The sequence below is a fragment of the Pseudomonas sp. WS 5146 genome (assembly GCF_012985495.1).
GTDB classification, from domain to species: domain Bacteria; phylum Pseudomonadota; class Gammaproteobacteria; order Pseudomonadales; family Pseudomonadaceae; genus Aquipseudomonas; species Aquipseudomonas edaphica.
In genome coordinates, this window is the sequence record NZ_JAAQWL010000007.1 from 273,517 (window position 1) to 299,644 (window position 26,128).

Below are 26,128 nucleotides of genomic sequence, written 5' to 3' on the forward strand. Positions count from 1 at the left end.
GGACGGGCGCTGGAGCGCCCGGTCGGAATTATACGCTCGCTGGTGGTAGCGGGATGGCAGTGACTCGCCAGTCGTCGCCTACAGCGCGCATTTCAGTGATCTTGAGTTGGGGGGCGTCGGCCAGTTTCTCAAGCGGCCAGTCGAGCAAAGGCCGGGCGGCGGAGCCCAGGAACTTGCCGGCGACGAAAATCACGTATTCGTCGACCAGGCCTTGCTGGGCAAACGCGCCCGCCAGGCTTGGGCCGGCTTCCACCAGCACTTCGTTGACGCCACGGGCTGCCAGCGCCAGCAGCGCCGAACGCAGGTCGACCTGGCCTTCAACGCCCGGCACCACCAGGCATTCCGGGCCACGCGGGAACTGGTTTTCCGCGGTGACGCAGGTGATGACCAGCGCCGGGCCGGCCTTGAAGAACGGCGCGTTGAGCGGCACCCGCAGGCGACCGTCGATCAACACGCGCAATGGCGGGCGCGACATGGCCAGAGCGGTGGCTTCTTCGTCCAGACCAAGCTCAGCGGCGCGCACAGTAAGGCGCGCACCGTCGGCCAGCACCGTATCGGCGCCGGACAGCACTACACTGGCCTCGGCGCGCAGGCGCTGCACGGCGGCGCGGGCAGCCGGCCCGGTAATCCATTGGCTTTCGCCGCTGGCCATCGCGGTACGGCCGTCCAGGCTCATCGCCAGCTTGACCCGCACAAACGGCAGGCCGTGTTCCATACGCTTGAGGAAGCCGGGGTTCAGCGCGCGCGCTTGTTGTTCGAGTACGCCGCTGTGGGTTTCGATGCCGGCTTGAGCCAAGCGCTGCAGTCCGCGCCCGGCCACTTCCGGATTCGGGTCCTGCATCCCGGCCACTACGCGTGCCACACCGGCGGTCACCAGCGCATCGGCGCAAGGCGGCGTGCGCCCATGGTGGCTGCACGGTTCGAGGGTCACGTACACCGTGGCGCCACGGGCCTTTTCACCAGCGGCGCGCAGGGCGTTCGGCTCGGCATGGGGCTCGCCGGTGCGCTCATGCCAGCCTTCGCCGACAATCTGCCCATCCCGCACAATCACGCAGCCCACTCGTGGGTTGGGGTGGGTGGTGTACAGGCCTTTGCGCGCCAATTCGAGGGCGCGGGCCATGTAATGGGCGTCGAGGACGGCTTGTTCGGCAGACGGTGGGTTCATTCTTTGGCAGGCTCACGGGCCAGGCGGTCGATCTCTTCGCGGAACTCATTGAGGTCCTGGAAGCGTCGATACACGGAGGCGAAACGGATATAGGCGACTTCGTCGAGCTTTTGCAGCTCGCCCATCACCAGTTCTCCAACCACCAGGCTCTTGACCTCGCGCTCGCCGGTGGCGCGCAGCTTGTGCTTGATATGCACCAGCGCCGCCTCCAGTCGCTCGACACTCACCGGGCGTTTTTCCAGGGCGCGCTGCATACCGGCGCGCAGTTTTTCTTCGTCGAAAGGCTGGCGGCTGCCGTCGGACTTGATCAGACGTGGCAACACCAGTTCGGCGGTTTCGAAGGTGGTGAAACGTTCACCGCAGCCAGAGGCCAGGCATTCGCGCCGGCGGCGTACTTGATCGCCCTCGGCGACCAGACGCGAGTCAATGACCTTGGTGTCGTTGGCACCGCAGAAGGGACAGTGCATGGTTGGCAGGCAACAAAAAATGGGAGGGCCATGGTAGCGCATCCCCGTGGCAAGACAAGCCATAGCCTTTACGGTATATAGGCTGACTATTATGTTTCATATTTTTTAAGCCACGGATTTTGTCCTTTCTGGAGCCGTACATGCAGTTACGACCACTTGTTTTACTCGCCCTGTTCAGTTTTCTGGTCGCCTGTAGCAGCGAAGCCCCAAAACCGTCGACACCACAACCCGCGCCTGCCCAAGAGAAAAAAGTCCCCGGCATTGAAGACCTCGGCCCCTTGCCGGCTTACCAGCGGGAAATCAACGGCAGCCTGAATGGCGTGCCAGCCAATGCCGAAGTCGAACTGGCCCTGCTGGTAATCGATGAGCGCAACCGCCCGCAACAACTGCTCGCCAGCAGCGTACTCACCGGCAACGGCAAGCCACTGGCCTTCCGCCTGCGTTTTAACCCAGAGGCTTTCCCAGCCGGTGCACGGGTTGAACTGCGCGGTCGCGCCAGCCAGTCCGGCCAGTTGATCCTGCACCTGCCTGCGGTGCGTATCACCCAGGCGATCACCCAGACCACCGGCCCTCTGCAACTCGTCCGGGCACCATGACGCCACCGCTGGGCCTGCAACGTGCCCTGAGCGAACTGATCGGCGACGCACAACTGGTGCCCTGCCCGCTGCCGGGCACCGAGCTGTCGTTGTGGCTGCTGGACGCAGGCAACATGGACCGTGCCTTCAGCCAGGAAGAGACCCGGCGCATCCTGCATGAACCGCCGTACTGGAGTTTTTGCTGGGCCAGCGGTTTGGCACTGGCGCGCTACCTGGCAGCGAATCCCGAGTGGGTGGCGGGCAAACGCGTGCTGGATTTTGGCGCAGGTTCCGGTGTGGCTGCGATTGCTGCGGCTAAAGCGGGCGCGCTGGAAGTGGTGGCCTGCGACCTCGACCCGCTGGCTTTGGCCGCTTGCCGGGCAAACGCCGAACTCAATGGTGTAGCGCTGAGTTATTCAGCCGACTTTTTTGCCGAGGCCGACCGCTTCGACCTGATCCTGGTGGCCGACGTACTCTACGACCGTGCCAACCTGCCGCTGCTCGACCACTTCCTGACGCGTGGCCATGAAGCGCTGGTGGCCGACTCCCGGGTGCGCGACTTCCAGCACCCGGCGTATCAGCGCCTGGACATCCTCGATGCGCTGACGCTGCCGGACCTGGCCGAGCCTTGGGAGTTTCGCAAAGTGAGCCTGTACCATTCGCGGCGCGCTTGAGGCCATTGCGGCATAGGTATCTACACAACCGGCTAACACGAAGTCTGTTGTAAGTGGGCTGTTGTGGCGAGCAGGCTTGTCGAATCGTCGCACCGCCTGCGTTGGGCTGCGAAGCGGCCCCAGTAAAGGCACTGCATTTTTCCTGAAAGAACTCAGCGACTGGGTTTGGGGCTGCTTCGCAGCCCAACGCAGGGCAAGCCTGCTCGCCACAGTGGAGCGCATTCTCCAGTAGGGGCTGGCTTGAACTCATCATGCTTTCAGCCAACCTCGCCAGCCCTTATAGTTGCCCCATTCCCGCTTTATTCGAGACGCCCCATGAGTGAGCCCACGCCGTACATCTTCGACGCCACCACTGCTACGTTCGACCAGGCAGTGATTCAGAACTCATTCGAAAAACCCGTGCTGGTGGATTTCTGGGCCGAGTGGTGCGCGCCGTGCAAGGCATTGATGCCGATGCTGGCGAAAATTGCCGAGAGTTATCAGGGCGAGTTGCTGCTGGCCAAGGTCGATTGCGAGGCCGAGCAGGACATCGTCGCGCGTTTTGGCATTCAAAGCCTGCCCACGGTGGTGCTGTTCAAGGACGGCCAGCCGGTGGATGGATTTGCCGGGGCACAACCGGAGTCGGCCGTGCGAGCGATGCTCGAGCCCCACGTGAAGATGCCGCCACCGAAGGCGGCTGACCCGCTGGAACAGGCCCAGGCGTTGTTTGCCGAAGGCCGTATCAGCGATGCAGAGGCCGTGCTGGTGGCGCTGCTGGGCGAGGACAACACCAATGCTGGCGCGCTGATTCTGTATGCACGCTGCCTGGCCGAACGCGGCGAACTGAGCGAAGCCCAAACCGTGCTCGACGCGGTGAAAAGCGACGACCACAAAGCCGCCCTCGCCGGCGCCAAGGCGCAAATCACCTTCCTGCGCCAGGCCGCCGACCTGCCGGATGCCGCCGACTTGAAAAGCCGCCTGGCGCAAGACCCGCAGGACGATGAAGCAGCCTATCAGCTGGCGATTCAGCAACTGGCGCGGCAGCAATACGACGCCGCGCTGGAAGGCCTGCTCAAGCTGTTTATCCGCAACCGCAGCTACAGCGAAGGCCTGCCGCACAAGACGTTGCTGCAGGTGTTCGAACTGCTGGGCAATGACCACCCGCTGGTCACGGTGTACCGTCGCAAGTTGTTCGCCGCGCTGTATTAATCGCCGATCCAGCTGTACAGCGGCGTATCCCCGCCGCTGGCCACTTTCACACTGGCACTGTGGCGCAGCCGTACCAGCAGGCGTTTGCCTGAGGCTGCATCACCGGCCAAGCCTTCAAGCTGATCAAGCAACTCAAGCCCATTGAGTTGCCCGGCCTTGCGCAACAGATCCTGGGCGTTCTGCCACAAATCATCGTTGTGTTTGACCGGCGCAACAGCGGGCGCACCCGGCGCCGGTGTTGCCTGCAAGTGCTCGCCCAGGCGCGCCCAATCGCCGTCATCGAGTTCCAGGGTCAAATCCACCGGCAAGTCACCGACGGTTCCACGAATTCGCAACATCGCTCTTACTCCCGCAGTTTTCCGACCCGCATGCTCCCACGCGACTTGCGCAACGCCAAGCGGGCGTTCAAACTGGCGCGAATATTGTTATAAGATCACATAACAAAACTTTCATCTTATGGAGCTTTCTCATGCGCCGTCTGCTGCTTGCCTTGCCGTTTGCCCTGCTGCCCCTGGCCATCGCCCACGCCGCCGATGAACACGATCATGAGCATGAACACGGCAGCCTCGGTGCCCACGAACATGGTGTCGGCCGCCTCAATGCGGTACTCGACGGCCAGGCGCTTGAGCTGGAATTCGACAGCCCGGCCATGAACCTTGTGGGCTTTGAACACAAGGCCACCACGCCTGCCGACAAAGCCAAGGTCGCCGCCGCACGCAAGCAGCTGGAAAACCCACAGGCGTTGTTCAAGCTGCCCAAATCTGCCGGTTGTGTGATCAGCACCCAGGAACTCAACAGCCCGTTGTTTGGCGATAAGCCTGAAGCCGACCATGATGAGGACGATGACGACCACGCCACCGACGGCAAAGGCGCTGCCGCCCACGAACATCATCACGACCACAGCGAAATCCACGCGCACTACCAGTTCACCTGCGCCACGCCGACCGCGCTGAGCAACCTCGACCTGACCCAAGTGTTCAAGACCTTCCCTGCCACCCAGAAGATTCAGGTACAACTGATCGGCCCAAGTGGCCAGCAAGGTGTTGAAGCGACGGCCGCCGCAGCCACCCTGAAATTCTGATTTGAAACACGGTCAATGTGGGAGCTGGCTTGCCTGCGATAGCGGTATAACAGACACATCGATATTGAATGTGCCGCCGTCATCGCAGGCAAGCCAGCTCCCACATGGGATCGGTGCCATCATCCAAATCAAACCAGACCACTGATGCCCTATGACCCAAGCACTGATCGAACTGTCTGACCTGGGCTTCAACTGGCCCGGCCACCCGCAGTTGCTGGATATCCCCGCGTTCCGCCTGGAAGCGGGGGAAACTTTGTTTCTCAAAGGCCCGAGCGGCAGTGGCAAAACCACCTTGCTCGGGCTGTTGGGCGGCGTACAGAAACCCAGCCGTGGCAGCATTCGCCTGCTCGGCCAGGAGCTGACCGAACTCTCGGCCGGTGCCCGCGACCGCTTCCGCGTCGATCACACCGGCTATATTTTTCAGCAATTCAACCTGCTGCCGTTTCTCTCAGTGCGCGAGAACGTCGAACTGCCGTGTCACTTTTCCAGGCTGCGTGCGCAGCGGGCGACTCAGCGTCACGGCAGCGTCGACCAGGCCGCCGCGACCTTGCTGGCGCATTTGGGCTTGAAGGACAAAGACCTGCTGGAACGCCGTGCCGACTCGCTGTCCATCGGCCAGCAACAACGCGTTGCCGCCGCCCGCGCCTTGATCGGCCAACCGGAACTGGTGATCGCCGACGAACCCACCTCGGCCCTCGATTACGACGCCCGCGAAGCGTTTATCCGGCTGTTGTTTGCCGAATGCCGCGAAGCCGGTGCCAGCCTGTTGTTTGTCAGCCATGACCAGAGCCTCGCGCCGCTGTTCGACCGCCACCTGTCGCTGGCCGAACTCAATCGCGCCGCCACGCCCGCAGAGGTTTGAGATGTATTTGTTCCGTCTAGCCATGGCCAGCCTGGCTAACCGCCGCTTTACCGCGATCCTCACCGCCTTCGCCATCGCGCTTTCGGTGTGCCTGTTGCTCGCCGTGGAACGCGTGCGTGTGGAAGCGCGCAACAGTTTCGCCAGCACCATCAGCGGCACTGACCTGATCGTCGGCGCCCGTTCCGGCTCGGTCAACTTGCTGCTGTACTCGGTATTCCGCATCGGCAACGCCACCAATAACATCCGTTGGGACAGCTTCGAGCACTTCGCCGCCAGCCCGCAGGTGAAATGGGCGATCCCGATTTCCCTCGGCGACTCGCACCGTGGCTATCGGGTGATGGGCACCAACGCGTCCTACTTCGAGCATTACCAATATGGCCGCAAGCAGAACCTCGAACTGGCCAGCGGCCGTGCTTTCGCCACTGACCCATTCGAAGTGGTGCTCGGCGCCGAAGTGGCGGATGCGCTGCACTACAAGCTCGGCGACAAGCTGGTGCTGGCCCACGGTGTAGCAGTGGTTAGCCTGGTCAAACACGACGATAAACCGTTTACCGTGGTCGGCATTCTCAAGCGCACCGGCACGCCGGTGGACCGCACGCTGCACATCAGCCTCGGCGGTATGGAGGCGATCCATATCGACTGGCACAACGGCGTGCCGGCCCAGGGCAAAGGCCGTATCAGTGCCGACCAGGCACGCAACATGGACCTCACGCCGCAAGCGATCACTGCGTTTATGCTCGGCCTGAACAACAAGATTTCCACCTTCGCGCTGCAACGCGAGATCAATGAATTCCGAGGCGAGCCGATGCTGGCGATCCTGCCGGGCGTGGCGCTGCAAGAGCTGTGGAGCATGATGGGCACGGCCGAAAAAGCGCTGTTCGTGATCTCGCTGTTCGTGGTACTGACGGGCTTGATCGGTATGCTTACGGCGATCCTCACCAGCCTCAATGAACGCCGCCGCGAGATGGCGATTTTGCGCTCGGTGGGCGCACGGCCGTGGCACATTGCGACACTGCTGATCTTCGAAGCCTTCGCGCTGGCTTTGTCGGGCGTCGTGGCGGGCGTGGGTCTGCTGTACGTGTGCATCGCCGCGTCGCGCGGGTATTTGCAGGCCAACTACGGCCTGGACCTGCCGATGTCGTGGCCGAGTGAATATGAATGGACCTTGCTCGCCGGTATCCTGGCCGCCGCGCTGTTGATGGGCAGCGTGCCCGCGTGGCGCGCCTATCGGCAATCGTTGGCCGATGGCCTGTCCATACGTTTATGAGGAAGCAGTCGATGCGTCGTGCCCTGTTTGCGCTGTTGCTGCTGGTGGTGGTGCCCGCCTGGGCCGACGAGCAGCCCAAGGACCTGTCGTGGCAGGAAATGATTCCACCGGACGCGCCGCCGGAAATCCCCAATATGAAACCGCTGCACGACCTGTCGAACATGGCTGATGCGCTCTCGGTGGAAGCGGCGCCTGCGGCCAAACAGGAACTGCCCAACGCGCCGGTGGTGCAGAGCCTGAACGGCAAGCACATCCGTTTGCCGGGCTATATCGTGCCGCTGGAAGTCAGCGAAGAAGGCCGCACCACCGAGTTTTTGCTGGTGCCGTATTTCGGCGCGTGCATCCACGTACCGCCGCCGCCGTCGAACCAGATCGTGCATGTAAAAAGCGAAGTCGGCGTGAAGCTTGATGAGCTGTATCAGCCGTATTGGATCGAAGGTGCGATGCAGGTCAAGCCGTCTTCCAGTGAGCTGGCCGACGCCGGTTACCAGATGGATGCCGAGAAGATTTACGTCTACGAACTGCAGGAGTAACGCTGATCGAGCTTTCATTGAGCTGAGTCAAAAGATCGAACGGAACGATCTTTACCATTGGACGTACAACTTTTAAACGTCCTTTTGGAGCTCCCATGAACAAGTCTCTGCTCGGCGCGTCCCTCTTCGCGCTTGCCCTCGCCGCCCCTGTCGCACACGCTCACGAAGCGGGTGACATTCTGATTCGTGCCGGTGCAATCACCGTGAACCCGAAAGCAGACAGTGGCCATGTGAAGGTTGACCAGGGGCCATTGGCCGGCACCAACCTGGGCGGCAAGGCGACCATGAGCAGCGACACCCAACTGGGCCTCAACTTCGCCTACATGATCACCAACCACATCGGTATCGAACTGCTGGCCGCCACGCCGTTCGAGCATGACGTGAAGATCAAGAACACCGCCCTGGGCGCCGCCAACGGCAAGCTCGGTACGCTCAAGCACCTGCCGCCGACCTTGAGCGTCGTGTACTACCCGCTGGACAACAAGTCCGCGTTCCAGCCGTATGTAGGCGCCGGTATCAACTACACCTGGATCTACGACGAGCACGTTGGCAGCCGCGCCGAACAAGCTGGCTTCAGCAACTTCAAGGCTGAAAACTCCTGGGGCTGGGCCGCGCAGATCGGCGCCGACTACATGATCAACGACAAGTGGATGATCAACGCCCAGGCGCGTTACATCGACATCAGCACCAAGGCGACTGTGGATAACAATGCGCTGGGCCAAGGCACACGCGCCAAGGTCAATGTGGATGTTGACCCGATGGTTTACATGGTGGGTATTGGTTACAAGTTCTAAACAACACGGCATATGCCAATGTGGGAGCTGGGCTTGTGTGGGAGTCGGGCTTGCCCGCGATACAGGCACCTCGGTGTATCAGTGATACCGGGGTGATGCTATCGCAGGCAAGCCAGCTCCCACACAAGCCCAGCTCCCACATTTTTTTGTGTTGCCTTCAGCTATGTCGGTAGAACCGATCCAGCAACGCCGGCAACCCCGCCCGCCACGCCCGTGGTTTGATGCCGAAGGTGTGGAGGATTTTCTTGCAGGCCAGCACCGCGTGCTGCGGCTCGTCCGCCGCATCCGGCCGGGCCGCGTGGGCCTGGGCGGTGGGAGATTCGATCGCCAGCGGATGGAAATTGCGCGCTTCGGTAAGGATCGCCTGGCCCAGCGCCAACGGCGTGGTCGCTTCGTGGCCGGCGTAGTGATAGGTGCCCCACAGCGGCGCCGCGCAATCGAGTTGCTTGAGCACCGAAATGATCACCCGCGCCGCGTCGTCCACCGGCGTCGGGTTGCCGCGCCGGTCATCGGCCATCAGCAATTCATCCGGCTTCTCGGCACGGGCCAGGAAGCGCCCGAGGGTGCCATCGACACTGTCATCCAGCAGCCAGCCAAAGCGCAGCAGCACATGTTGCGGGCAAGTGGCGCGCACGCTCTGCTCGATCCGCCATAACGCCTGACCGCGCAGGCCCAGGGGCACCGGCTCGTCTTTTTCGCTGTAGGCGGTGGCGCGGGAGCCATCGAACACGCGGTAGCTGGACGGTTGCAGCAAGGTGATGTTGTGGTGCTGGCACAGTTCGGCCAGGCGTTCGATGGCGAACTCCTGGGCGGCCAAACGTGTTTCGCTGACCGCTTCGGCCTGGAACCAGTCGAAATAGTAGGCGAGGTTGATCAGCGCATCGGGACGGGTGTCGTCGAGCAATTGGGTGAGGCTCGCGGCATCCCAGCCGTCTTGGGGCGGTTTAGGTGCGAGGAAACCGATGTCTTCCTCTGCACCGAGGCGAATCAGCGCCTGCCCGAGGGCATTCCCGCCGCCCAGTAACATAAGGCGCATTCGCATAGATTGAGCAGGCCCGGTCTGTTTGGAACGATGGTTATTATCGGCAGGCGTGTGCGCCTTGCCGTAGGTTGTTGCCAGAATCGTTGCATTTTGCGGGTTTGTAGCGCAACCGTCACGGACAAAGTACCTGATTGCAACTTGTTGGCATGGGCAGTATCAATCAATAGATGAACCTTCCTGAATCAACCGACACGGTATTGGACGGCTTCCACCCCGCCGTCAGTGCCTGGTTCGGCAACACCTTTCCCTCGGTGACCGGCGCCCAGGCCCAGGCGTGGCCGCTGATCCGCCAACGCCGCTCAACCTTGATCGCCGCGCCCACAGGCTCCGGCAAGACCCTGACTGCGTTCCTGGCGGTGCTCGATGACCTGGTCCACCAAGGCCTGGCCAACGGCGGTCAACTGCCGGACGAAACGCTGGTGGTGTACGTGTCGCCGCTCAAGGCGCTGTCCAACGATATCCAGATCAACCTGCAAAACCCGCTGGCCGGCATCACCGCGCAATTACAGGCGCTGGGTTTGCCACCGCTGACTATCCGCACCGCCGTGCGTACCGGCGACACCCCGCAAAAAGACCGCGCACTCATGCGCAAACGGCCGCCACATATCCTCGTCACCACGCCGGAATCCCTCTACGTGCTGCTGGGCTCGGACTCCGGTCGGCAGATGCTGGCCAGCACGCGCACGGTGATCGTCGACGAAATCCACGCCATCGCCGCCGGCAAGCGCGGCAGCCACCTAGCTCTGAGCCTGGAGCGCCTGCAAGGGTTATGCAGCGAGCCATTGACCCGCGTCGGCCTGTCGGCCACGCAAAAGCCTATCGAGGCGGTGTCGCGATTTTTGGTCGGCAGCGGGCGTGAGTGCGCCATCGTCGATATCGGCCACGCGCGCCCCCGCGACCTGGATATCGAAGTACCACCAGTGCCGCTCTCGGCGGTGATGGCCAACGATGTGTGGGAATTGGTCTACGACCGCCTCGCCACGCTGGCCCGCGAACACCGCACTACGCTGGTGTTTGTCAACACCCGGCGCCTGGCCGAACGCTTGGCCCGGCACTTGAGCGAGCGTTTGGGCAAGACCGCTGTGGCCGCGCACCACGGCAGCCTGGCCAAAGAGCTGCGCCTGGACGCCGAGCAACGGCTCAAGACCGGTGAACTGCAAGTGCTGATCGCCACCGCGTCGCTGGAGTTGGGGATTGATATCGGTGAGGTCGACCTGGTGTGCCAGATCGGCTCGCCCGGTTCCATCAACGGTTTTCTGCAAAGGGTCGGGCGTTCCGGTCACCAGGTCGGCGGCACGCCCAAGGGGCGACTGTTCGCCACCACCCGTGATGATTTGATCGAATGCGCCGCCCTGCTCGACTGCGTGCGGCGCGGCGAACTGGACACCTTGCACATCCCCATCGCCCCGCTGGACGTGCTGGCCCAACAAATCATCGCCGAAGTCAGCGCCCGCGAATGGCCGGAACAGGCATTGCTGGACCTCATCCGTCGCGCCTCACCCTACGCCGCACTCGATGAACGCCACTACCAGGCGCTGCTGCACATGCTCGCCGACGGCTATAACGGCCGCCAGGGCATCCGCAGTGCCTACCTGCACCGTGACGCCGTGACCCACACCCTGCGCGCCCGCCGTGGCGCCAAACTCACCGCCGTGACCAGCGGTGGCACCATCCCCGACAACGCCGACTACAGCGTATTGCTGGAGCCTCAGAGCCTGAACATCGGCAGCGTCAACGAAGACTTCGCGGTGGAGAGCATCGCCGGGGATATCTTTCAGCTCGGTAATACGTCCTATAGAATCCTGCAGGTAGAAAGCGGCAAGGTGCGCGTCGAAGATGCCCACGGCCAGCCGCCGACCATCCCCTTCTGGCTGGGTGAAGCACCGGGGCGCAGCAACGAGTTGTCGGCGGCAGTCGCACGTTTTCAGGGGCAGTTGGACGCTCTGCTCAGCACCAAGCCCGGTGACCTGCAACCCGCGCAAGACTGGCTCACCGCCAGCCTTGGCCTGAACCGCGCCAGCGCCGAGCAGATCCTTGATTACCTGGCCCGTGCGCGCCTGGCGCTGAGCGCATTACCGTCCCAGGACACATTGATCATGGAACGGTTTTTCGATGAGTCCGGCGGCACTCAGTTGATCATCCACACGCCGTTCGGCAGCCGCATCAACCGTGCGTGGGGCCTGGCGCTGCGCAAGCGTTTTTGCCGCACGTTCAACTTTGAATTGCAGGCAGCCGCCAGTGAGAATGCAATCGTGCTGTCGCTGTCCACCAGCCACAGTTTTGAGCTGGATGAAGTGTGGCGCTATGTGAACAGCAACAGCGCCGAACACCTGCTGATTCAGGCCGTATTGGATGCACCGCTGTTTGGCGTGCGCTGGCGCTGGAATGCCGGTGTGGCCCTGGCGTTGCCGCGCTACACCGGCGGGCGCAAGGTGGCGCCGCAGATCCAGCGCATGAAAAGCGAAGACCTGATCGCCAGCGTGTTTCCCGACCAGATTGCCTGCCTGGAAAACCTCGCCGGTGAACGCGAAGTACCCGAACACCCGCTGGTTGAGCAAACCCTCGACGACTGCCTGCACGAAGCCATGGACAGCGAAGGTTGGCTGACGCTGTTGCGGCGCATGGAGCGCGGCGAAGTGCGCCTGATCAGCCGCGACCTGCCTGCGCCCTCGCCCATGGCCGCCGAAATTCTCAGCGCGCGGCCCTACACTTTTCTCGACGACGCACCGCTGGAGGAACGCCGCACCCAGGCCGTGCTCAACCGTCGCTGGAGCGACCCTCGCAGTACCGACGACCTCGGCGCGCTGGACGCCGAGGCCATTGCCGGCGTGCGTGAAGAAGCCTGGCCCGCGCCCAATGGCCTGGATGAAATGCATGAAGCGCTGATGAGCCTGGCCTGTATCGCCGACAACGAAGTCACGCCGCAATGGGCCGAGTGGTTGCATGCCTTGGCCAAGGGCGGGCGCGCCCATCAACTGGACAATGGCCTGTGGGTAGCGGTGGAACGCCTGAGTTGCCTGCAAGCGATCTATCCGAATGACTTGCCGTTGTTGCCGGGCTTCGATGAGCCCTGGACCTTTGACGATGCACTGGCCGAAGTGCTGCGCGCGCGCCTCGGCGGTTTCGGCCCATTGAGCCTGGTCGAGATCGCCACGCCGTTGGCGCTGCCGGTCGCGGATATCAGCCAGGCACTCGCGCGTCTGGAGCAGGAAGGCTATGTGCTGCGCGGCCATTTCAGCCCCGGCGCCACCCAGGAACAATGGTGCGAGCGGCATTTGCTCGCGCGTATCCATCGCTACACAGTCAAGCGTCTGCGCCGGGAAATCGAGCCGGTGGCGCTGCAGGACTTCATGCGCTTTCTGTTCGATTGGCAGCACCTGTCCGACGGCACCCGTGGCCAGGGCAGCGCAATGTTGCCGCAGATTGTCGGGCAGTTCGAAGGTTACGCCGCCGCCACCTCGGCCTGGGACAGCGACTTGCTCAGTGCGCGGCTCAAGAACTATTCCTCCACCTGGCTCGACGAGCTGTGCCGCAGCGGCAAACTGGTATGGACGCGCCTGAGCAACAAGGCCGGTGCCCTGGCACTGCGCAGTACGCCGGTGGTGTTGCTGCCGCGCAGCCAAGTGCCGTTGTGGAGCGGGCTGACCGAACCGACCGACAGCACCACGCTGTCGCCCAAGGCGCAAAAAGTCCACCTGGCGCTGCGTGAACACGGCGCGCTGTTTTTCGACGAACTGGTGCACGAAGCCCATCTGCTGCGCAGCGAACTGGAAACCGCCTTGCAGGAACTGGTGGGCGCAGGGCTGGTGAATGCCGACAGCTTTGCCGGGCTGCGAGCCTTGACCACGCCCGCCAGCAAACGCCAGGCCCGCAGTAGCCGGCGTGGGCGCGGGGCGTTTATTGGCGGTATGGACGACGCCGGGCGCTGGGCCTTGTTGCGCCGCTCGCCCAGCGCCGCCGGCTCGCATTCGGCCGAGACCCTGGAGCATGTGGCGATGACCCTGCTGCGCCGTTATGGCGTGGTGTTCTGGCGGTTGCTGGAGCGGGAGCCCGACTGGCTGCCAAGCTGGCGCGAATTGTTGCGCACCTTCCATCGCCTGGAAGCGCGGGGTGAGATTCGCGGCGGGCGGTTTGTGAGTGGTTTGGCGGGGGAACAGTTTGCGCTGCCGGAAGCGATTCCACTGTTACGCGAGGTACGCCGTCGCCCACATGACGGCAGTTTGATCGCGGTGTGCGGAGCGGACCCGTTGAACCTGGTGGGCACCTTGCTGCCGGGCGATAAAGTGCCGGCGGTGAGTGGTAACCGGATTGTGTATCGCGATGGCTTGCCGGCGGCGGTGATGGTCGCGGGTAAGCAGCAGGTGTTGCTGGAGGAGGACTTGCAGGCGGTGCAGGAGAAGTTGATCAGGCGCTGAACCCTCTGTTGACCTTGCCGGCCTCATCGCGGGCAAGCCCGGCTCCCACAGGGGAATGCATTCCAACGGTGGGAGCTGGCTTGCCTGCGATGAGGCCGGAACATTCATTACATCATTGAGGCCTGTGCTGCTCGGTCACCACCACCGCACCCGGCACCTCCTCACCCGCCTCATCCACATGCGCCGAACGCTTGGGCAGCCAAACCTGCTGTGGATAAGTTTGCGCGAAGTGCACCTCATCACAGTTATCCACAAGTTTTTTCAGGCGTTGGTTAAACGCGCGGCTCACAGCATATTGCCCGCCCGACACGGTACGGAACTGCGCCGTCAGCACCACGCCGTTGAGGTCCATCTTGTCGACCCCGAACACTTCCAGCGGACCTTGCAGGTTGTACTTGAGGAACACATCGTCGCGGATCGACTGCCCCGCCTCACGGATCAGCTCCACAGCCTTGTCCACGTCGGTGTCGTAGGTGAACTGCACCGAGAAGAACGCATAGGCAAACTGCCGCGACTGGTTGGTGACCGCCTTGATCTGCCCGAACGGCACCGAGTGCACAAACCCCTTGCCGTCTCGCAGGCGCAGGGTGCGGATGGTCAGGCCTTCCACGGTGCCGGCATGGCCGGAGTCGAGCACTACCCAATCGCCGATCGACAGCGTGTCTTCAATGATGATGAACAGGCCGGTGATCACGTCCTGCACCAACTGCTGGGAGCCAAAACCGATGGCCAGACCGACCACACCGGCACCCGCCAGCAGAGGTGCGACATTGATGCCCAGGTTGGCCATGGTGGTGATCGCGCAGATCACCACCAGCACGATCTTCACCGCATTGCGCAACAACGGCAGGATGGTCTTGACCCGCGTGCTGGGCTGGCGACTGGAGCGCTTGTTGACCGGCGGCTTCAACGCCTCCTGGATTGCTGTGTCGAGCACCACCCAGAACAGCCAGGTCACCAGCAGGATCAGGCCGATGCTGCTGAGGGAATCGCTGATCGCACGCCCCACCGAGTTGCGCTGGGCAAACTCGAACAGCGAGATGCCCCAGATACGCCCGAGAATTTCGATAAACGCGATGGCCATGGCGATGCGCAATATCGCGTGCAGCAGGCTCAGGAAGCGTTCCTTGTAGGCGCTGCTGCGCTGAATCGCCACCTGGCTGCGGGACTTGAACAGGTGTTGCAACACCGTGCTGAGAAACACCGTACCGATCAACAGAATCGTGGTGAACAGCGCGCAACGCAAAGCCTTTTGGTTATCGTCGCCGGCGCCGATCAGGTTGATCGCCGAGACCAGCACCATCAACAGAATCGGCCAATACCACAGCCCGGAAAACACTCGCAGCGATTGCTGCAGCGCCGGGTGTTTGAGGCGCTGGGCCAGCGGCCGATTGCGGATCAGATGCGCGACCGGACGGCGCAGGCGCACCACCAGCACGCCGAAAATCACCGCTGCAAACAGGCCGGTAAACACTGCGATGCTGCTGGTGATATTGCCGCCCAACTGGCGCGCGATCTGCGGGCTGGTCAGGGCATCGCTGAGAGCGGCGAGAAAGCCGATCAGGAACAGCGGCTTGGGGCAATAGTTGCGAATAATCTGCACGGCCGGGCGTTTGTGGCCGACGTTGAACATGACGATGACGCACAACAGCATCGACGTGGAGAAGATGCCGCTGCTGGTGGCATAGGCAAAACACAGCGCCAGCGCACGGCCTATGGAGCTGGGTAAAAAGTGGCTGACGTAAAGCGTCAGCGGCAGGCAGATCAGGGCTGGAATCGTGTAGGGCACCACGTAGCCAAGAACGCCCCGCAGACGCTCGCGCTGTGCAACGAAACGCCGCCGACCGAGGCGTTGCACGCTAAAGCGCCCGAGCAGCGTGAGTGCCGCAAAGGCGCCGACCCACACCCCGGACAGCAGCAGGAAGTCACCGGCCACGCTCCACGGCGAACGTTGCGCGGTTTGATCGACCAGCCGCCCGACCTCAACCGCCGCACGGTCGGCGCGCAGGCGCCAGGCGTCGATGAGGTTCTGGTTGAGGTCGAGTTTGTCTTGCACATCGTCAATGCTGGAGCTGATGGCGCCGAGCAGGCCACCTTCGACCAACAACTCCGGCTTGGCGGGAGCCTCAGCTGCCGCAGGCGCCGCGGCCGCGGCTTGCAGCGCGCCATTGCCACACATCAACAGCGCGACGAGCAGTAATGCAGTTTTTAGATTCAGCAAAACACCGGGCTCCTTCAGCAGGGTCTGTAAGGAACTGACGGGTTTGAGCGCTGATCGTTCCCACGCTCTGCGTCCATGGGACGCGGAGCGTCCCGGGCTGCGTTACCACGCGGGGCGTGGGAACGATCGGTTAACAGCACCGCCTGTAGGTCACTCGAAACTTTCCGTCAACACCCGCAGTCAGCCAATAACATCAGCCAATAAAACAGGCTTCACCCTTTACTTATCCACAGGAGCGATCATGGCTGCGATTGCCGACTGGGTGCCCGTTACGCCCAGCACCGCCATCACCCGCTTCACCGTGCTGACGGTGAATATCCATAAGGGTTTCACCGCGTTGAACCGACGCTTCATCCTGCCCGAGTTGCGTGAGGCGGTGCGCAGCGTGGGCGCCGACATGGTGTTCCTGCAGGAAATCCACGGCACCCATGAGCGGCACCCGCAGCGTTACAGCGACTGGCCGAAGATGCCGCAGTATGAGTTCCTCGCCGACAGCATCTGGCCGCAGTTCGCCTACGGCCGCAACGCGGTCTACCCGCATGGCGACCACGGCAACGCGCTGCTGTCCAAATTCCAGATCATCCGCTACGACAACCTCGACATCTCCCAGAGCGGCCATGAAAGCCGTGGCCTGCTGCATTGCGTGCTGCGCTTGCCGGGCAGCGGCCAAGAGGTGCATGCGATCTGCATGCACCTGGGCCTGCGCGAGGTGCATCGCCAGCAGCAATTGCGTTTGCTGGAGCAGCGCATTGCCGAGATTCCGGCTGACGCGGCGCTGATCGTCGCCGGTGATTTCAATGACTGGCGCCACAAGGCCGACCTGAGCCAAAGCGGGCTCAGGGAAGTGTTTATCGAAGCCCATGGCAAACCGGCGCGCACCTTTCCGGCGCGCCTGCCATTGCTGCCTTTGGATCGCATCTATGTGCGTAACCTGAAGGTGCATAACCCCAGGGCGCTGACGACGCGGCCCTGGTCTCACCTGTCAGACCACGTGCCGCTGTCGGTGGAGATCGAACTATGAATGTCGCCGTGGAACACATTGCCACCGACCAGCCACCGGATGATGCCAAGGCCCGCGACCTGGATTACGGCTGGCAACCGGGCAACCGCATTGAGCTGCTGGAGAACGGCGAGGCGTACTTTCCCGCCGTCTTCGAGGCCATGCGCCGGGCGCAGCGGGAGATCTTGCTGGAGACCTTTATTCTGTTCGAAGACAAGGTTGGCAATGAGCTGCAAGGCATCCTGATTGAGGCGGCGCAGCGTGGCGTAAAGGTGATCGTCAGCCTCGATGGCTTTGGCTGCGGCGAACTGAGCCCTGCCTTTCTCAGTGAGCTGGCCGAGGCCGGGGTGACGGTGCAAATGTTTGACCCGGCAGCGAAGATAGTGGGCATTCGCACCAACTGGTTCCGTCGCCTGCACCGCAAGATTGTGGTGGTGGACGCCGCCGTGGCGTTTATCGGCGGGATCAATTTTTCTGCCGACCACTTGGGTGATTTCGGCCCCGAAGCCAAGCAGGATTATGCCGTGCAGGTAAGCGGCCCGGCCGTGGCGGACCTGCATCATTTCGCCCTCGCCCAAAGTGGCCGCCAGGTGCGCACGCGACGCGGCTGGCGACGGCGCCAGCAACGGCCATCGCTGTGGCCGACGCACACCGACGACGGCCTGGTGCGCCTGATTTATCGCGATAACCTGCAACATCGCGATGATATCGAAGAGGCCTATATACACGCCTTGAGCAAGGCGCAAAAACGCGTGGTGATTGCCAACGCCTACTTCTTCCCAGGCTATCGCCTGCTGCGTGAAATCCGCAATGCCGCGCGACGTGGCGTACAGGTGCAACTGATCATGCAGGGCCAACCCGATGTGCTGCTGGCCAAGCTCGCCGCGCGCATGCTGTATGACTATTTGCTCAAGGATGGCGTAGTGATTCACGAGTATTGCCAGCGCCCGTTGCATGGCAAAGTGGCCTTGGTGGATGACGACTGGAGCACTGTGGGTTCGAGCAACCTGGACCCATTGAGCCTGTCGCTGAACCTGGAAGCCAACGTGCTGATTCGTGATCGCGCGTTCAATCAACAGCTGTACGAAAGCCTGGAAACACTGGCGCGCAATCATTGCCGGACCATGCCGGAAAACCGCAAGCCGCGCCTGTGGTTATGGCGATTGACCGTGGGCTTTTTGGTGTTCCATGTCATGCGGCACTTCCCCGCGCTGACGGGCTGGCTGCCAGCACACAAACCGCGCCTCAAGCCATTCGAGAGCCAGGCCCATGAGCACTGAAAGCGGCGGCTCGCGGTTCAAGCGCTGGAAGAAACCGCTGACGTTCGCGTTTTTTCTGCTGCTGATTGTGCTGTTCACCCTGCTCGCACGGCGCATCGACTGGAGCGAAGTGCTGCAAACGCTGGCGGCCTTCAAGCTGCGCACGCTGTTGATCGCCGGTGGGCTGACGCTCTGCAGCTTTCTTGTCTACGCCAGCTTCGACCTGATAGGCCGCACCTACATTCGCCAGGATTTGCGTTGGAAGCAGATCCTGCCGGTCGGGATCATCAGCTACGCCTTTAACCTCAACCTGAGCGCGTGGGTCGGCGGCATTGCCATGCGCTATCGGCTGTACTCGCGGCTCGGGGTGAGCACCAGCAATATCGCCAAGATTCTTGGGCTGAGCCTGGCCACCAACTGGTTTGGCTATATGGCTGTGGCCGGAGGGGTATTCAGCAGTGGGCTGGTGACCATGCCGCCGGGCTGGAAGGTCAGCAGCGGCGCGTTGCAAGGCATTGGCGTGGTGTTGGTGCTGGCCAGCCTGGGTTATCTGGCGGCCTGCCAGTTTGCAAAGAAACGCGCGTGGTCGATCAAAGGCATCGAGATCAACTTGCCGTCGTTGCGCATGGCTTGTTTGCAACTGGCACTCGGTGCGTTGAATTGGTCGTTGATGGCGGCGGTGATCTTTACGTTGCTGCCCGCCAAGCTGGACTACCCGCTGGTATTGGGCGTGCTGCTGATCAGCGCGATTGCCGGGGTGATCACCCATATCCCGGCCGGGCTCGGTGTGCTGGAAGCAGTGTTTATCGGGCTGATGCAGCATGAGGCGTCGCGGGGCAGTTTGCTTGCAGGGCTGATTGCCTACCGGGCGATCTATTTTATTTTGCCGCTGTTGGTGGCGGTGGTGATGTACCTGGCGGTGGAGGCCAAGGCCAAGGCGTTGCGGGTCAAGAAAACACCGGCGTGAACGGTGTCGGCAGTTCGATCGCCATCGCGGGCAAGCCCGCTCCCACAGGTTGCAATACATTCCAAGTGTGGGAGCCGGGCTTGCCCGCGATGAGGCCCTAAAGGGCACCCCACTATCGTGACTGAATAATGCTCAACCGCTCCCCCACCACCATCTCGGTAATCCAGTCCACCAGGATCGAGGTGTAGGCCTGCTGCGACACCGGGTCGCTCAACGAATGATCGGCGCCATCGATGATCCGATGGGTCAGCGAATGGGTGTTCTGGCAGGCCGCGCGGTAACTCATGATGGTGGCATGGGGTACGTGGTCGTCGGTTTCCGACTCGACGATCAGCACATCGCCGCTGAACTTGGCGCAGGCATGCAGGGCGCGATTGGTCTCGGCGTGCACCAGGGTGCTGCGGTAATCCATCAGGTCGGCCTTATCCAGGTCGCGCTTGGGCTTGAGCCACTCCTGGTCGCGATACAACGCCGGCACGCGCAGCGCCAACCAGCGTACCGGCCGCAATGAAGTGAGAATCGCCGCCAGATAGCCGCCATAACTGGTGCCCACCACGGCCACGGCCGAGGTGTCGATGGCGGGGTGTGAGAGCAGCCGATCATAGGCCGCCAGCAAATCGCGCAGGTTGTCTTCACGGGTGACGCGGGACAAGGGAATGCCGGTGCCGGCGTGGCCGCGCAGGTCGAAAGTCAGGCATACGCAGCCTAAACCGGCGATGCCCTTGGCGCGCTCAAGATCTCGTTCCTGGCTGCCGCCCCAGCCGTGCACAAACAAAACGCCGGGGACTTTGGATTTTGGACTCAGGAAGGTGCCGATCATCTGTTCGTCGTCGATATCGATCGCAATGCTTTCGCTTCTAGCCGTCATAAGATTTAACCGTCACATACTTGAGAAGAAAGTCGCTGTTTTCGGCCGGGCCGCGATACACCTCAATAGCGTGCGCCGGCAGCGGTTGGTCCACATAGGTCTCTACCGAGGACACATGAATCGCCCGCAGGCCGGGGTTATTGATAAAGCTTTGCAGCGCGGCGACTTCCGCGCTGCTGGCCCCACCCATGCGCCAGGATTGTTCGAGCACGCCACTACGGCGTTGGCCGTCACTGTCCAGGCCTTGGGCAATGTCGTAATTGCGCCGCGAGGCATAGAAACCAGGGTAGGCCTCATCGGCGGCACTGTCGAAGACCTGGGCTTGTTGGATGGCTTCGCGCACATCGTCGGGCAAATCGAGCTCAAGCAGATCTTCATAGCCACCGGGCACCACCAGCAAGGTCGAGCCGCCGTAAACCTCTTCGCCGTGCCCGTCCTGGGTGAGAAATTGCTCGCCGCAGTAGCTGATCACGTGATCGCCGATAAAGCTCTGGCCCACACTGTGGGTGGTGACGTCGTGCAGATCCTGCTCCAGCACTACGCCGTCGTTGAACAGCTGCGCCGCTTCGGGTCGCGCCAGCAAAGCCTCGAATGCGTCGAGGCTGTGGATAACTTCCTGGCCGCGTCCGGCACAGGCATGCACCGGTTTCACGCGAATCGGCCCGCTGTAGAGCAAGCGCTTGGCGGCAGGCAATGCGTCTTCAAGGGCAAACACGCTGAGCCCGTCGAGAACAACCGTGCGCACACGCTCACAGAACGCTGGCGACCAGCCTTCAGGCGCCGTGGCGTCAGGACTCAGCAGGCCGTGGGTGATCGCTTTGGTACAGATGAATGCGTGATCGACATAACCGCCCCACAGATCTTCCGGCCCTTTGATATTAAGCGGTCGCGCTTGAGCGGGGCCGACCAGGGTTTGGGTGGGTAACACATACAAGTCGAGGCCGGCGTGTAACTGCGGGTCATAGCTGCCGCCGAATTTTAGCCCAAGGATCTGCGCCAGCCAGCGCGCGAGGGCGCGATTGGTTTCGACTTCATGCTGCGGCGCCCCTTCTCTTGGGGAGTGGGCGACTACGCGTTTTTTGCGTTGAATCGGGGTCATGCGTCCCCCTTGGCGATCCTGCCATGTGTGTGCAAGGACGGTTGCATGGATCACGCCAAGGCAAGGCTGGGGAGGATGGCCGTTAAATCAAACAGTTACTGACACAGCGATGGCACTAGGCCTGTTTTATTCTGCACGACAGGGGTTTAAACGGACGGTGTTCTGCACGACGCCTCCATCAAAGCAGCTGCGTGGATGGCGACGGGCCAGCTAAGATGCAAGGCACTGCCAACCATCATAAGGACACCCATGGCCAAGCAAGCGCTCATCCTCATCGATATCCAGAACGATTACTTCCCCGAGGGCAAGTGGCCGCTCGATGGCGTGGAAGCCGCGGCGGACAAGGCCGCGCAGGTGCTGCAGGCGTTTCGCCAGGCGGGCAACGCCGTTGTCCATGTGCGCCATGAGTTCACCAGCGAAGACGCGCCCTTCTTCACGCCAGGCTCCGAGGGCGCGCACCTGCATGCCAAGGTACTCAACGAGGGTAATGAGCCGGTGGTGCTTAAACACTTTGTGAACGCGTTTCGCGGGACAAACCTGCGCACCGTGCTGGAACAACGCGCCATCACTGACGTGGTGGTGGTCGGCAACATGAGCCATATGTGCATCGACGCCGTGGTGCGGGCTGCGGCAGACCTGGGCTACCAGGTCACGCTGATTCATGACGCCTGCGCGACCCGCGACCAGGTATTCAATGGCCAGGTGATTGCGGCGGCGCAGGTGCATGGCGCTTATATGGCATCGCTGGCCTTTGGGTACGCCAGCGTGGTGTCGACGGATGAATACTTGAAGGCGCAAGCGGCGGCGCAATGACCACCGCTTGTTTGCGGCCCTCAGCGGGTTGCGATGATGAACAGACGCGGAAAAGGCAGTAATACAGTGCCGTCAGCCAGGGCCGGGTAAGCCTGGGTAATACGCGCCTGGTATTGCTGTAGGAATGCGGCTTTTTCGCTATCGGTCAACGGTGCAAGAAACGGCCGCAACGCAGAAGCCTTGAACCACTCCACCACCGCCCCGTGATCGGCCAGCGGGTGTTGATAGGTGGTGCGCCACACGTCGACGGTGCTGCAATGTTTGCTCAGCAGCTCGTAGTAGTAACTCGCGGTGTGCCGCTCATTGTGTTTGACCGCACCGATCTTGGCCGCCCACGGGCCATCTGCCGCCACTTCGCGGGCCAGCCGGTGGGCCGGTTCGTCAAGGTTGTCCGGGGTTTGTACGGCGAGGGTGCCGCCAGGTGTCAGCTGGTCGAGCAGATGCGGATAAAGCGTGGCGTGGTCAGGTAGCCATTGCAGGGACGCGTTGGCGAGGATCACATCGAACTTCTGGCCTGGGTTCCAGGCGGCGATGTCTGCCAGCTCGAAACTCAGTTTCGGCAAACGCTTGCGGGCGTCGACCAGCATGTCGTCGGAGCTGTCCATGCCCGTAACGTGCGCCTGCGGGAAACGCTCGGCCAACACTTCAGTGGAATTGCCAGGGCCGCACCCCAGGTCGACGGCGCTACGCACATCGGTATTGGGAATGGCCGCGACCAAGTCACGGACCGGGCGGGTGCGTTGCTGTTCAAACATCGTGTATTGCTTGGCAGACCAGGTCATCGCGGCTTTCCTTCTTTGTTAGCGGTGACCACAGCCTAAGTCTTGTGAGCCATGAGAACAAATGCCAGGATTGGCAAACTCCCATACCTTGAAAGTATCCTTATGTTGGAGCTTCGCCAGCTTAAAGCCTTCGTGGCTATTGCCGAGGAAGGCTACATCACTCGCGCTGCGGAACGCCTGGGCATGCAACAACCACCCTTGACGCGCTTGCTGCAGAGTCTTGAAACGCAATTGGGTGTGGTGTTGATGGAGCGCCTGCCCCGCGGCGTGCGCCCAACCACTGCCGGCCTCGCGTTGCTGGACGAGGCGCGTGACATCCTGGCGCGGGCCGAGGGTATGGCCGACGTGGTGCGCCGTGCCGCCCGGGGTGAACGGGGCCGACTCGCTATCGGCTTTACCAGCTCGGCGGCGTTGCACCCGTTTGTGCCCAGCGTGCTGCGGCGGTTTCGCGAGGCCTTTGTGGGGGTCTCGGTGGTACTGGAAGAAGCGGGAACCGGCGAACTGCTGGACGCGCTGGTGCAGGAAAAACTGGATGCCGCGTTTATCCGCTCACCGCTCAGTGGCACGCAACAGTTGCAGGACGAACCGATCCTGGTGGAGCCGATGCTGCTGGCGCTGCCGACTGATCACCCGCTGGCACTCGACGCTGGAGGCCCCCTACCCTTGGCGGCGCTGGCGGATGAAGTCTTCGTGCTCTATCGCCGTCGCGTGGGGCTGGGTTTGTATGACGCCATTCTGGTGGCCTGCCGTGAAGCGGGGTTCAGCCCGCAGGTGGTGCAGGAGGCGCCACGCATGACAGCGACCTTGAGCCTCGTGGCTGCGGGGCTTGGCGTCTCCATCGTGCCCGCCTCCATGCAGCGGCTGCGCGGCGATGGCATTGTTTATCGCGAGCTGACCGAGTGCCAGAGCCTGGTGGCGCCGTTGCATTTGGCCACGCGTATTGGCGACAGCTCAGCGGTATTGCGCAGGTTCAAGGAGATGGTGGTCACAGCGGCCGCGACGGACGCCTGATTGCAGGCATTAAAAAACCCCCGAGGCTTTCGCCTGCGGGGGTTTTGCTCGTTCCGAGCCTTGGACCTTAGAACGGGATATCGTCATCAAAGCTGTCGAAATCCGGAGCCGGCTGTGGCGCGGCCTGCTGTGGAGGCGGTGCCTGGCGCGACTGTTGCGGAGCCGACTGCTGCGGGCGCGGAGCCTGCTGGCGTGGGGTCGGAGCGGACTGCTGGTAGTTATTGCCCCCGCCCTGTTGGTCGCCCTGCTGTGGACGGCCGCCCAGCAGTTGCATGGTGCCTTGCATGTCCACCACGATTTCGGTGGTGTAACGCTTGATGCCGTCTTTTTCCCACTCGCGGGTCTGCAGTTTGCCTTCGATGTAGACCTGCGAACCTTTGCGCAGGTATTCACCGGCGATTTCTGCCACCTTGCCGAACATCGACACACGGTGCCATTCGGTTTTCTCGACCTTCTGGCCAGTCTGCTTGTCGGTCCACTGTTCGCTGGTCGCCAGACTCAAGTTGGTCACGGCGTTACCGTTAGGCAAGTAGCGAACTTCGGGATCCTGGCCGCATGTACCGACCAATATGACTTTGTTAACCCCACGGGCCATAACGTTCTCCTAGGCTGGGCGCGCTGTCGGCACTGGGTTGACCAGTTGCTCGAGCGTCGCGCGATCCAATAATTCGGTGTCTAATTTGATGTAGATGGCGGCTTCTTCTGCAATAACCACGGCATCTGTAACCCCGGTAACGGCCTTGAGGCGCTCAACCAGACCGGCTTCGCGGATCGCTTCTGGCGATAACGGCAAACGCAGGCTCGTCACATAGGGAGGTTCGCGCATGGTAACAGCAAAGGCCAACCAAAGTGCAGCCAGCCCGGCGCATCCGAGGAACACAACCGACAAACCGCCATGCTGGAACATCCAGCCGCCCATGATGCCGCCAAGCGCGGAGCCGAGGAACTGGCTGGTGGAATACACCCCCATCGCCGTGCCCTTGCCACCGGCCGGTGAAACTTTACTGATCAGCGAAGGCAGCGAAGCCTCCAGCAGGTTGAACGCGGTGAAGAACACCACCGTGCCGATTACCAGCGCCCGCAGGCTGTCGCCGAACTTCCAGAAGAATAGCTCAGTGAGCATCAGCGTCGCGACGGCGCCGAGCAAAACTCGTTTCATTTTGCGTTTCTTCTCGCCATAGATGATGAACGGGATCATGGCGAAGAACGAAATCAGCAGTGCGGTGAGGTACACCCACCAGTGCTGTTCCTTGGGCAAACCGGCTTTTTGCACCAGTGCCAGGGGCAGCGCGACGAAGCTGCACATCAGCATCGCGTGCAACACGAAGATACCTAAATCCAGGCGCAGCAGGTCCGGGTGCTTGAGCGTCGGCAACAATGCCTTGCGTGCGACGCCGGACTCACGGTGCTGCAAGGTGCCGGTGGAGCGCGGCACCATGAAGGCCACGATCACGATGCCGAACAACGCCATGCCGCCGGTGGCGAGGAACAGCCCGTGCAAACCGAAGGCACGGGTCAGCAAGGGGCCGACGACCATCGCAACGGCGAATGAAAGGCCGATGGTCATGCCGATCATGGCCATGGCCTTGGTGCGGTGTTGTTCGCGGGTCAGGTCCGAGAGCAGCGCCATCACCGCTGCGGAAATCGCCCCGGCGCCCTGTAGGACGCGCCCGGCAATCACACCCCAAATAGAATCGGATTGGGCCGCGACCACACTGCCGAGGGCGAACACGATCAGCCCCAGGTAGATGATGGGACGACGGCCGATACGGTCGGAAATGATCCCGAACGGGATCTGAAAAAGCGCCTGGGTCAGGCCATAGGCGCCAATCGCCAGGCCGATCAGTGCGGGGGTCGCTCCTGCGAGATCCATTCCATAGGTCGCCAGCACCGGCAACACCATAAACATGCCTAGCATACGGAACGCGAACACCAGGGCCAGACCGCTTGCTGCTCGGGTCTCGCCGCTACTCATGCGTTCGCTGTGGGGATCGTGCATGGAAAAACCTCGTGTGAACCGGCGGCGATTCTACCAGTCCCATCGA

The 26,128-nt window shown here is 62.2% G+C and carries 24 protein-coding genes; 14 read left to right on the forward strand and 10 right to left on the reverse strand.

Features of this window, described 5'->3' with window-relative positions:
- Nucleotides 1–28: 28 nt before the first annotated feature.
- Together ribD and nrdR are read right to left on the reverse strand one after the other, a co-directional pair.
- Nucleotides 29–1,165, reverse strand: coding sequence for a bifunctional diaminohydroxyphosphoribosylaminopyrimidine deaminase/5-amino-6-(5-phosphoribosylamino)uracil reductase RibD (ribD, locus tag HBO41_RS19530; RefSeq protein WP_169987425.1), 1,137 nt, complete (start codon nt 1,163–1,165; stop codon nt 29–31).
- The gene (gene nrdR, locus HBO41_RS19535; protein ID WP_015886108.1) at nt 1,162–1,632 is read right to left on the reverse strand and encodes a transcriptional regulator NrdR; all 471 of its coding nucleotides are present in this window, start codon (nt 1,630–1,632) and stop codon (nt 1,162–1,164) included. Before nrdR ends, ribD begins: the two co-directional genes overlap by 4 nt.
- A gap of 140 nt (nt 1,633–1,772) precedes the next feature.
- Here nrdR and HBO41_RS19540 point away from each other — a divergent pair, with 140 nt between their 5' ends.
- From HBO41_RS19540 to trxA, 3 genes are all read left to right on the forward strand, one after another.
- Nucleotides 1,773–2,228, forward strand: coding sequence for a YbaY family lipoprotein (locus HBO41_RS19540; RefSeq protein ID WP_017135991.1), 456 nt, complete (start codon nt 1,773–1,775; stop codon nt 2,226–2,228).
- Nucleotides 2,225–2,881 carry a methyltransferase gene (locus HBO41_RS19545; protein ID WP_169987427.1) on the forward strand — a complete coding sequence of 219 codons (657 nt, stop codon included), beginning with the start codon at nt 2,225–2,227 and terminating at the stop codon, nt 2,879–2,881. The genes HBO41_RS19540 and HBO41_RS19545 overlap by 4 nt, the downstream gene beginning before the upstream one ends.
- 315 nt (nt 2,882–3,196) lie before the next feature.
- Nucleotides 3,197–4,069, forward strand: coding sequence for a thioredoxin (gene trxA, locus HBO41_RS19550; protein ID WP_017135989.1), 873 nt, complete (start codon nt 3,197–3,199; stop codon nt 4,067–4,069).
- Here trxA and HBO41_RS19555 read toward each other — a convergent pair.
- Nucleotides 4,066–4,407, reverse strand: coding sequence for a hypothetical protein (locus HBO41_RS19555; RefSeq protein ID WP_099547551.1), 342 nt, complete (start codon nt 4,405–4,407; stop codon nt 4,066–4,068). The two genes, trxA and HBO41_RS19555, sit on opposite strands and share 4 nt — an antisense overlap.
- Nucleotides 4,408–4,538: 131 nt before the next feature.
- Between HBO41_RS19555 and HBO41_RS19560 the strand changes: the two genes are divergently transcribed.
- From HBO41_RS19560 to HBO41_RS19580, 5 genes are all read left to right on the forward strand, one after another.
- A complete protein-coding gene (locus HBO41_RS19560; RefSeq protein ID WP_099547550.1) occupies nt 4,539–5,150 on the forward strand; it encodes a DUF2796 domain-containing protein in 612 nt (203 codons plus the stop codon).
- A gap of 151 nt (nt 5,151–5,301) precedes the next feature.
- On the forward strand, nt 5,302–6,012 hold the full coding sequence (locus HBO41_RS19565) for an ABC transporter ATP-binding protein (protein WP_169987430.1): 711 nt from the start codon (nt 5,302–5,304) through the stop codon (nt 6,010–6,012).
- A 1-nt stretch (nt 6,013) separates the two neighbouring features.
- Complete coding sequence (locus HBO41_RS19570) at nt 6,014–7,279, forward strand: ABC transporter permease (protein WP_056861908.1); 1,266 nt, start codon at nt 6,014–6,016, stop codon at nt 7,277–7,279.
- 11 nt (nt 7,280–7,290) lie between these two features.
- Nucleotides 7,291–7,812, forward strand: coding sequence for a DUF3299 domain-containing protein (locus HBO41_RS19575; RefSeq protein WP_056861907.1), 522 nt, complete (start codon nt 7,291–7,293; stop codon nt 7,810–7,812).
- A gap of 95 nt (nt 7,813–7,907) precedes the next feature.
- On the forward strand, nt 7,908–8,606 hold the full coding sequence (locus HBO41_RS19580; RefSeq protein WP_017135983.1) for an OmpW family protein: 699 nt from the start codon (nt 7,908–7,910) through the stop codon (nt 8,604–8,606).
- 157 nt (nt 8,607–8,763) lie between these two features.
- On the opposite strand, the gene HBO41_RS19585 is transcribed toward HBO41_RS19580, so the two are convergent.
- Entirely contained in the window at nt 8,764–9,648 is an 885-nt protein-coding gene (locus HBO41_RS19585; protein WP_017135982.1) for a sugar nucleotide-binding protein, read from the reverse strand.
- Between the two features lie 167 nt (nt 9,649–9,815).
- Between HBO41_RS19585 and HBO41_RS19590 the strand changes: the two genes are divergently transcribed.
- Entirely contained in the window at nt 9,816–14,063 is a 4,248-nt protein-coding gene (locus HBO41_RS19590) for a DEAD/DEAH box helicase (protein ID WP_169987432.1), read from the forward strand.
- Between the two features lie 112 nt (nt 14,064–14,175).
- On the opposite strand, the gene HBO41_RS19595 is transcribed toward HBO41_RS19590, so the two are convergent.
- A complete protein-coding gene (locus HBO41_RS19595) occupies nt 14,176–16,284 on the reverse strand; it encodes a mechanosensitive ion channel family protein (RefSeq protein WP_169987434.1) in 2,109 nt (702 codons plus the stop codon).
- Between the two features lie 241 nt (nt 16,285–16,525).
- Between HBO41_RS19595 and HBO41_RS19600 the strand changes: the two genes are divergently transcribed.
- Genes HBO41_RS19600 through HBO41_RS19610 form a run of 3 tightly spaced genes read left to right on the forward strand, consistent with a single transcriptional unit; the run spans nt 16,526 to nt 19,510 of the window.
- Complete coding sequence (locus HBO41_RS19600) at nt 16,526–17,305, forward strand: endonuclease/exonuclease/phosphatase family protein (RefSeq protein ID WP_138449343.1); 780 nt, start codon at nt 16,526–16,528, stop codon at nt 17,303–17,305.
- Complete coding sequence (gene clsB, locus HBO41_RS19605) at nt 17,302–18,564, forward strand: cardiolipin synthase ClsB (protein WP_169987436.1); 1,263 nt, start codon at nt 17,302–17,304, stop codon at nt 18,562–18,564. The genes HBO41_RS19600 and clsB overlap by 4 nt, the downstream gene beginning before the upstream one ends.
- On the forward strand, nt 18,554–19,510 hold the full coding sequence (locus HBO41_RS19610) for a lysylphosphatidylglycerol synthase domain-containing protein (RefSeq protein ID WP_169987438.1): 957 nt from the start codon (nt 18,554–18,556) through the stop codon (nt 19,508–19,510). The genes clsB and HBO41_RS19610 overlap by 11 nt, the downstream gene beginning before the upstream one ends.
- Nucleotides 19,511–19,622: 112 nt before the next feature.
- On the opposite strand, the gene HBO41_RS19615 is transcribed toward HBO41_RS19610, so the two are convergent.
- Together HBO41_RS19615 and HBO41_RS19620 are read right to left on the reverse strand one after the other, a co-directional pair.
- Nucleotides 19,623–20,378, reverse strand: a complete 756-nt coding sequence (locus HBO41_RS19615) for a S9 family peptidase (protein WP_169987440.1) — start codon at nt 20,376–20,378, stop codon at nt 19,623–19,625.
- Entirely contained in the window at nt 20,368–21,477 is a 1,110-nt protein-coding gene (locus tag HBO41_RS19620) for a DUF3182 family protein (protein WP_169987442.1), read from the reverse strand. The genes HBO41_RS19615 and HBO41_RS19620 overlap by 11 nt, the downstream gene beginning before the upstream one ends.
- 249 nt (nt 21,478–21,726) lie before the next feature.
- Here HBO41_RS19620 and HBO41_RS19625 point away from each other — a divergent pair, with 249 nt between their 5' ends.
- Nucleotides 21,727–22,290, forward strand: a complete 564-nt coding sequence (locus HBO41_RS19625; RefSeq protein WP_099547544.1) for a cysteine hydrolase family protein — start codon at nt 21,727–21,729, stop codon at nt 22,288–22,290.
- Between the two features lie 20 nt (nt 22,291–22,310).
- Here HBO41_RS19625 and tam read toward each other — a convergent pair whose 3' ends face one another.
- Nucleotides 22,311–23,072, reverse strand: coding sequence for a trans-aconitate 2-methyltransferase (gene tam / locus HBO41_RS19630; RefSeq protein WP_138449351.1), 762 nt, complete (start codon nt 23,070–23,072; stop codon nt 22,311–22,313).
- Between the two features lie 102 nt (nt 23,073–23,174).
- On the opposite strand from tam, the gene HBO41_RS19635 reads away from it, so the two are divergent.
- Complete coding sequence (locus tag HBO41_RS19635; RefSeq protein WP_169987444.1) at nt 23,175–24,083, forward strand: LysR family transcriptional regulator; 909 nt, start codon at nt 23,175–23,177, stop codon at nt 24,081–24,083.
- A gap of 67 nt (nt 24,084–24,150) precedes the next feature.
- Here HBO41_RS19635 and HBO41_RS19640 read toward each other — a convergent pair whose 3' ends face one another.
- Both HBO41_RS19640 and HBO41_RS19645 read right to left on the reverse strand, forming a co-directional pair.
- Nucleotides 24,151–24,678 (reverse strand): single-stranded DNA-binding protein, encoded by a 528-nt coding sequence (locus HBO41_RS19640; RefSeq protein WP_017135971.1) that lies wholly within the window; start codon nt 24,676–24,678, stop codon nt 24,151–24,153.
- 9 nt (nt 24,679–24,687) lie between these two features.
- Nucleotides 24,688–26,082: an MFS transporter gene (locus HBO41_RS19645; RefSeq protein ID WP_017135970.1), complete on the reverse strand. Its 1,395-nt coding sequence runs from the start codon at nt 26,080–26,082 to the stop codon at nt 24,688–24,690.
- Between the last annotated feature and the right edge of the window lie 46 nt (nt 26,083–26,128).

Excerpts from the sequence above, each read along its gene's own strand:
- nrdR (WP_015886108.1), bottom strand. The coding sequence starts at position 1,632 with ATGCACTGTCCCTTCTGCGGTGCCAACGACACCAAGGTCATTGACTCG.
- HBO41_RS19560 (WP_099547550.1), top strand. The coding sequence starts at position 4,539 with ATGCGCCGTCTGCTGCTTGCCTTGCCGTTTGCCCTGCTGCCCCTGGCC.
- tam (WP_138449351.1), bottom strand. The coding sequence starts at position 23,072 with ATGACCTGGTCTGCCAAGCAATACACGATGTTTGAACAGCAACGCACC.
- HBO41_RS19635 (WP_169987444.1), top strand. The coding sequence starts at position 23,175 with ATGTTGGAGCTTCGCCAGCTTAAAGCCTTCGTGGCTATTGCCGAGGAA.
- HBO41_RS19540 (WP_017135991.1), top strand. The coding sequence starts at position 1,773 with ATGCAGTTACGACCACTTGTTTTACTCGCCCTGTTCAGTTTTCTGGTC.
- HBO41_RS19585 (WP_017135982.1), bottom strand. The coding sequence starts at position 9,648 with ATGCGAATGCGCCTTATGTTACTGGGCGGCGGGAATGCCCTCGGGCAG.
- HBO41_RS19645 (WP_017135970.1), bottom strand. The coding sequence starts at position 26,082 with ATGCACGATCCCCACAGCGAACGCATGAGTAGCGGCGAGACCCGAGCA.
- HBO41_RS19640 (WP_017135971.1), bottom strand. The coding sequence starts at position 24,678 with ATGGCCCGTGGGGTTAACAAAGTCATATTGGTCGGTACATGCGGCCAG.
- HBO41_RS19555 (WP_099547551.1), bottom strand. The coding sequence starts at position 4,407 with ATGTTGCGAATTCGTGGAACCGTCGGTGACTTGCCGGTGGATTTGACC.
- HBO41_RS19615 (WP_169987440.1), bottom strand. The coding sequence starts at position 20,378 with ATGACGGCTAGAAGCGAAAGCATTGCGATCGATATCGACGACGAACAG.
- HBO41_RS19620 (WP_169987442.1), bottom strand. The coding sequence starts at position 21,477 with ATGACCCCGATTCAACGCAAAAAACGCGTAGTCGCCCACTCCCCAAGA.
- HBO41_RS19580 (WP_017135983.1), top strand. The coding sequence starts at position 7,908 with ATGAACAAGTCTCTGCTCGGCGCGTCCCTCTTCGCGCTTGCCCTCGCC.
- HBO41_RS19610 (WP_169987438.1), top strand. The coding sequence starts at position 18,554 with ATGAGCACTGAAAGCGGCGGCTCGCGGTTCAAGCGCTGGAAGAAACCG.
- HBO41_RS19625 (WP_099547544.1), top strand. The coding sequence starts at position 21,727 with ATGGCCAAGCAAGCGCTCATCCTCATCGATATCCAGAACGATTACTTC.
- HBO41_RS19545 (WP_169987427.1), top strand. The coding sequence starts at position 2,225 with ATGACGCCACCGCTGGGCCTGCAACGTGCCCTGAGCGAACTGATCGGC.
- HBO41_RS19600 (WP_138449343.1), top strand. The coding sequence starts at position 16,526 with ATGGCTGCGATTGCCGACTGGGTGCCCGTTACGCCCAGCACCGCCATC.
- ribD (WP_169987425.1), bottom strand. The coding sequence starts at position 1,165 with ATGAACCCACCGTCTGCCGAACAAGCCGTCCTCGACGCCCATTACATG.
- clsB (WP_169987436.1), top strand. The coding sequence starts at position 17,302 with ATGAATGTCGCCGTGGAACACATTGCCACCGACCAGCCACCGGATGAT.
- HBO41_RS19590 (WP_169987432.1), top strand. The coding sequence starts at position 9,816 with ATGAACCTTCCTGAATCAACCGACACGGTATTGGACGGCTTCCACCCC.
- HBO41_RS19570 (WP_056861908.1), top strand. The coding sequence starts at position 6,014 with ATGTATTTGTTCCGTCTAGCCATGGCCAGCCTGGCTAACCGCCGCTTT.
- HBO41_RS19565 (WP_169987430.1), top strand. The coding sequence starts at position 5,302 with ATGACCCAAGCACTGATCGAACTGTCTGACCTGGGCTTCAACTGGCCC.
- HBO41_RS19575 (WP_056861907.1), top strand. The coding sequence starts at position 7,291 with ATGCGTCGTGCCCTGTTTGCGCTGTTGCTGCTGGTGGTGGTGCCCGCC.
- trxA (WP_017135989.1), top strand. The coding sequence starts at position 3,197 with ATGAGTGAGCCCACGCCGTACATCTTCGACGCCACCACTGCTACGTTC.